The 5,986-nt window shown below is 71.8% G+C and carries 5 protein-coding genes and 1 pseudogene; 1 reads left to right on the top strand and 5 read right to left on the bottom strand.

Annotated elements, in window-relative coordinates; translation table 11 throughout:
• The 5 genes from E7Z54_RS19615 to E7Z54_RS19595 form a co-directional block, all read right to left on the bottom strand.
• Window positions 1–756, bottom strand: a 756-nt coding sequence (locus tag E7Z54_RS19615; protein ID WP_240769796.1) for an ABC transporter permease, incomplete at its 3' end; no start/stop codon positions are given.
• A 50-nt stretch (window positions 757–806) separates the two neighbouring features.
• Complete coding sequence (locus tag E7Z54_RS19610; RefSeq protein WP_136436408.1) at window positions 807–1,823, bottom strand: iron ABC transporter substrate-binding protein; 1,017 nt, start codon at window positions 1,821–1,823, stop codon at window positions 807–809.
• Window positions 1,820–4,408 (bottom strand): AMP-binding protein, encoded by a 2,589-nt coding sequence (locus E7Z54_RS19605; RefSeq protein WP_136436407.1) that lies wholly within the window; start codon window positions 4,406–4,408, stop codon window positions 1,820–1,822. Before E7Z54_RS19605 ends, E7Z54_RS19610 begins: the two co-directional genes overlap by 4 nt.
• Before the next feature lie 27 nt (window positions 4,409–4,435).
• Window positions 4,436–4,903 (bottom strand): nitroreductase family deazaflavin-dependent oxidoreductase, encoded by a 468-nt coding sequence (locus E7Z54_RS19600; RefSeq protein ID WP_136436406.1) that lies wholly within the window; start codon window positions 4,901–4,903, stop codon window positions 4,436–4,438.
• A gap of 86 nt (window positions 4,904–4,989) precedes the next feature.
• On the bottom strand, window positions 4,990–5,580 hold the full coding sequence (locus tag E7Z54_RS19595; RefSeq protein WP_136436405.1) for an RDD family protein: 591 nt from the start codon (window positions 5,578–5,580) through the stop codon (window positions 4,990–4,992).
• Window positions 5,581–5,732: 152 nt separating this feature from the next.
• On the opposite strand from E7Z54_RS19595, the pseudogene E7Z54_RS19590 reads away from it, so the two are divergent.
• Window positions 5,733–5,986 (top strand): annotated as a pseudogene (locus E7Z54_RS19590) (hypothetical protein); the annotation flags it as partial.

Genomic DNA, 5,986 nt, shown 5'->3' with positions numbered 1-5,986 from the left:
CACCAGCGGGCGGGAGCGCCCGAGCGGCTGGCGCACCGGCGTGCGGGCCGCGCCCGAGCCGACCCGGGAACGGCGGCGACGGCCACGTACGAGCGCCTCCAAGGCGAGGAGGAGCAGGCAGAAGGCGACCAGCACCAAGGCGAGCAGCGTGGCCTCCGGCCCGTTGAAGACCGTCTGGTACTGCTGCAGGATCGCCGTGGTGAGTGTCGGGTAGTTGAGCAGCTGCAGGGCGCCGTACTCCGCGAGGAGGTGCAGTCCGACCAGCAGCGCGCCACCCAGGACCGCCGGGCTGATCGCGGGCAACGTCACCCGCCAGAAGACGCCGCCGACCCCGTGCCCGAGCGACGTCGCCGCCTCCTCGACCGACGGGTCGAGCCGGCGCAGCGCCGCGACCGTGGGCAGGTAGACGAGCGGGAAGTAGGACAGGGTCACGACCATCACCGCTCCGGCGAAGGACTGGACGGCGTGCGTGGTGGACACCCAGCCGTACCCGTTGACGAACGCCGGCACCGCGAGCGGCGCGCAGAGCACGCCGTGCCACCAGCCGCGGGCCGGGACGTCGGTGCGCTCGACGACCCACGCGCCCGCCACGCCCACGACGACACTGGCGAGCGTCGCGGTCACGAGCAGCCGCACGGTGTTCCACAGCAGCTCACCGATACGCGGGCGCCAGAGGAATCCCGTGGCCTCGTCGGCGCCGAGCTCCATGGTGGTCCAGAGCACGTAGCCCAGCGGCACGAGCGCGAGCGCGGCCACCGCCAGCCCGATGACGAGCAGGACGGGTGACGCGCCCCCCAGCAGACGTCTCAGAGGAAACCGACCTCGGTCATCATCTCGACCACCGCCTTCGCGTCGAGGTCGGACACGTTGACCTGCGGGGGCTCGAGCTCGGCGAACGGCTTGCTGACACCCTCCAGCTCGACCGCGGGGTTGAGCGGGTACTCCAGCGCGTAGCTGTCGGCGAGGATCTGCTGGCCGCTCTTGTTCACGAGGAACTCGACGAACTTCTCGGCCTCGTCCTTCATGTCGCTGGACTTCAGGATGCCCGCGCCCGACACGCTCACGAAGGCGCCGGGGTCCTGGTCGCGGAAGTAGTACTGCTCGCTGTTGTCGCTGACGTCGCCGTTCTCCTTGCGATCCCGCTCCCAGTAGTAGTGGTAGACGATCCCGACCTCGGACTCGCCGGAGTCGACCGCCTCCAGGACCACGTTGTTGCCGTCGTAGACCGTGCCGTTGGCCTTGATCCCCTCCAGCCACGCGCGCGCGGCCTCCTCACCCTCGAGCTCGAGGACGGCGGCCACGATGGCCTGGAAGTCGGCGCCGGTGGGCGAGAAGGAGATGCGGCCCCTCCACTCGGGCTTCGCCAGGTCGAGGATCGACGCCGGCAGCTCGGACTCCTCCACCAGGTCGGTGTTGTAGACCAGCACCGTGGACCGCGCGACGAAGCCGGTCCACAGACCGCTCGTCGGACGGTAGAGCTCCGGGATCGGCGCCACCAGGTCCGCCGGCAGCTCGGCGAACAGGCCGGCCGCCTCGACCTGCGACATCGCGGGCGAGTTCTCGGTGAGGAAGACGTCGGCCTTCGTCGCCTCCCCCTCCTGGACCAGCTGGTTGGACATCTCGAGGTCCTTGCCGTGACGCAGCTCGACCTCGATCCCGGTCTCCTCGGTGAAGGCCGGCGCCAGCTCCTTCAGCAGCGGCTCGTGCTGGGCGTTGTAGATCACGAGCTTCGGCTCGTCCTCGCTGCAGGCGGCGAGGAGCGGGGCGATCAGCGTGACGACCGCGAGGCCGAGGCCTGCGTGCTGGAGGAAACGGTTCGTCATGGGACTTCCTGTCGGTGGGGACGATGCGGAGCGTAGTGAGGCTGCGACCGGTCGAGCAGGCGGGTCCACGGCATCACCCTCGACACCAGGTGCCAGGCGAGGACGCCGACCCCGAGCGAGGCGAGCAGGCCCAGCAGCGGCCAGCGCTCCTCGAAGTGGGGGTAGACCTGCCAGTGGGTCAGGTAGACGTAGAGCGACGCGCTCGCCAGGATGCCGGTCACCCGGACCAGCGCCCGGGGCCACGGCACGCTGCGTGCCCACACCAGTACCAGCAGGCCGAGCGCGATCGCCGCCTCCCGCACCGTGTCGCCGGTGAGGTCCCAGGTGCCGAGGAGGAGCAGCGCGGTCACAAGCAGCCGCTCCGGCGCGGTGCGAGCGACCGCGGCGGCCCACCCGCCCATGAAGAGCCAGGCGACGAACGCCGAGGAGTGGATCACGTCGCCGTCGTACGACGACAGCGTGGCCCAGAAGCGCGGGACGAGTGCCGCGGCCATCAGCCCGGTGGCGAGCGTGAAGCGGTGGCGCCGCTCGAGCGCCATCACCTGGGGGATCGCGGTGATCAGGCCGGCGAGGAGGGCGGTCAGGAGGGCGACCTCGATGAACCAGAAGTGCCACGCCGGCTCGGACCAGCGGTGGCTGCCGAGGAGGTCGTTGAGCAGGAGCACGTTGCGCCAGCCGTAGTCGCCGGTCATCAGGGCGACGGCGCCGATCCAGAGTGCCGACGGCACCGCGATGCGCAGCGCGGCACGCGAGACCCGGCCCAGGCGCTCGCGGGAGTCCTCGTCGGTCAGGTGGAACCGCGCGAAGTTCGCGCCGGCGACGGCCAACAGCACGTGCGCGCCGCCGAGCAGCACCCACAGGTTCGTGTGGGAGCCGACGACCATCACGATGGCCACGGCGCGGAGCAGGATGGTGGTGTCGAGCCGTACCCAGCGCGACCGTCGGCGCGAGGGGTCCATCAACGCGGCGAGGTCGGAGACCGCCCGGGTGGGCCAGTCGGCCGGGAGTCGGCCGAGGCGTCGTTCGAGGCGGAGGGAGAGCTCCACGTAGGAGAGCGAGTCGCCGCCGAGGCCGAGGAACGAATCGTCGGGGGAGACCCGGTCGCGGCCGAGGACGCGGGCGTAGAGCGCGCTGATCGCAGTGACCGGGCAGGGGTCCTCGACGTCGACCGGGGCCTCGAGCCGGGCCACCGCCTGCTGGTCCACCTTGCCGTTGGGAAGGCGAGGCAGGTCGTCGACGGGCACCACGCGGACCGCGTGCGGCGGCAGGCCGGTGTCCGCCGCGGCGGCGGTGGTGATCTCGTCCAGGGAGATCGCGTCGGGGGAACCGGGCACCGCAACCACGAGCTGGCTGCCGTCGACCGCCTCGGCGCACGCCACGTCGTGGCCGCCGAGCGCCAGCAGGGTCTGCACGCGGTCGAGGTCGATCCGCTGCCCGAACAGCTTCGCGAACCGCGACCGGCGGCCGACGATCTCGACCAGGCCGTCGGCCGAGAAGCGGGCGAGGTCGCCGGTGCGCAGCTCGGCCACCTCGGGTCCGCGCGCGAGGTCGGCCCGCGACGAGGCGTAGCCCATCATCACGTTGGGCCCGCTGTAGACCAGCTCGCCGACACCGTCCTTTGCGCCGGGCACCGGGTCGATCCGGAGCTCGCCGCCGGGGATCGGGACGCCCACCGCTGACGGGTGGGAGGCGGCCAGCTCGGGCGGGAGGTAGGCCATGCGGGCGGTGGCCTCGGTCTGGCCGTACATCACGACGAGGTCCCAGCCGTCGCGAGCACCCTGCAGCGCGAGCTCCCGGACCCGCTCGGGTGCCATCCGGCCGCCGGCCTGGGTCACCTGGCGCAGCGTCGGGAGGTCGGGCCATCCCGCGCTGCCGAGGAGGTCGAAGGTGTACGGCACGCCGGCGAAGGAGGTCACGCCCTGTCGTCGCGCGGCCTCCCAGACGGCCGGGTCGGTGACCGAGCGGTCCTCGAGCAGCAGCGACGCGCCCACGGCGAGGTGGCTGTGCAGGACCGAGAGGCCGTAGCAGTAGTCCAGCGGCAGCGTGGTCAGCGCGCAGTCGTCGGCGGTCAGGCCCAGGTAGGTGGCGATCGCGGCCGCGTTGGACTCGAGGTTGGTCGCGGACAGCCGCACCAGCTTGGGGGAGCCGGTCGAGCCCGAGGTGCTCAGCAGCAGCCGGAGGTCGGGGTGCAGCTCGGGTGCGGCCTGGCCGGTGGGTCGCCAGCCCTGGCCGCCCCGGTCGACCCCGTCGCCCAGGTCGACCGAGCTCGAGTAGGCCCGGGCGAGGCCGTCGTCGTGCGTGAGCAGCGTCGCGTGGCCGCCGGAGAGCGCCGCGAGCCAGGCGACGACGAAGTCGAGCGTCGGCGACGGCTGCAGCCGGACCAGCTGACGGCCACCCAGCGCGGCCAGCTCCAGGCGCGCGGCGGTGACCAGCTCGGCGAGCTCGGCGTAGGAGACGACGCCGTCAGCGGTCCGGAGGGCCGGGCGGGTGCCATGGCGTGCGAGGTCGCCGAAGCTGCGGACCGGCCCGTCGTCGTACGACAAGAGGCCGGCCACGACGCGCGTCCGCTCGGATCCACCCCCCATGTCTAGGAGGGTAAAGCAAGGCTGGCCTTACAGGGGAGTCAGCAGGAATACTGGGATCTCGCGATCGGTCCACTCGGTGTACTTGGCGTAGTTGGGCCAGATCACCAGCATGTGGCTCCACGCCCGCTCCTTCTCCTCCCCGGCCAGCTCTCGCCACGCGCAGCTCGCGGTGCGGCGGTCGTAGCGGACCTGGACCGTCTCGGCGGCGCGGAGGTTCGCCGCCCACGCCGGAGGCTTCGGCGCACCGAAGTACGAGCCCGCGATCAGCCAGCCTCCCTTCCACGGCACGCACAGCAGCGGGGTCGACCGGGGGATGCCCGACTTGCGACCCGGCACGGTGAGCATCAGGTTCGGCAGACCCGCGATGTCGAGCAGGGTGAGCCTGCCCTTGGTGACCTTCTGCAGGTGCGTGTCGGTCCAGGTGATCTGGGGCAGCAGCCTCGGCATCCAGGGACGCGATCCGAGCTTGACTGCGATCGGTGTCAACAGGCCCATGGGGGAAGGGTAGGGGCACGACCGGCCGCCCGGGCGGAAGCGACGGGAACGCCCACCAGTGGAGGACGCCCCGTCGCCGAGGTGGATCAGCCGACCTGGAGGACCCGGGTCCCGCCGGCGAACTTGTCGTGCCAGCCCTGGTGGTTGGGCTGGTCGTTGTTGAGGGTGACCGCGATGTAGGCCGCTGCAGCGATGGGAGCCGCCCAGTAGAGAACGAACCATCCGATGAACGGAATGATCCCCAGGATGTAGAGCCCCGAGTAGGCGTTGCGCTTGAGCGCCTGCTCGAGGGTCGGCTTGCTCACTCCGTCCGGCCCGTAGGTGCGCAGCTTCAACACCATCTTGCCCACCGTCTGACCGGTGTTGGACTCCATCAGCCCGAAGTAGGCGAGCGGGATGACCGCGCCGACGACCGACTGCAGGGTCCAGAAGAGGAACAGCTCGAGGAACGAGTTGGTGAAGCTCAGCAGGATGCTGCTCAGGACGACGTAGGAGACGACCACCACGACGCCGATGAGCACGTGGTCGATCAGGCGAGCGAGGAAGCGGTTGAGGAGCTCGGCGGGGCGCGGCACGCCGGCCGGCGCACCCGGCTGGGGCGCACCGCCGAACCCGCCCTGGGGCGGCAGCCCGCCGGGCCCGCCCGGCGGCGGAGGAGGCGGCTCGTTGTAGGACATGGGCACTCCTTGGGACTGAGGTGCGCCGCGGCACACCGGCGGATCTCAGCAATCTAACGCCGAACCGGGCCCGCGGGCAGGCGTTGCGAGCGTTCTTGCCCCGTTGTCTGCCCGTTCAAGCCGCTGACGCCGCGGCTGACTACGTTCCGGCCGTGGTCGCGCGCGGATCGGTCGGAAGCCTGCTGGTCCTGCTGGGCGGGCTGGTGACGGCGACGCTCCCACCGTCCGCCCCGGTGCTCCGACTCGAGGTGCTGGGCGCTGTCCGGGCCAGCGACGTGGGCCGGATGACCGGCCTGGTGGTGGTCCTGGCCGGTCTCGGGCTGCTGGCCAGTGCCTGGCTGCGGCTGTGCCGGGCGGTCGCCGTCGGCGACGGCGAGGCCGCCGACCCGCGCGGCGGCATCGCCCT

This window comes from Nocardioides sp., from assembly GCF_004803405.1.
GTDB lineage: Bacteria > Actinomycetota > Actinomycetes > Propionibacteriales > Nocardioidaceae > Nocardioides > Nocardioides vastitatis.
This window is presented reverse-complemented; position numbering and strand designations above follow the sequence as displayed.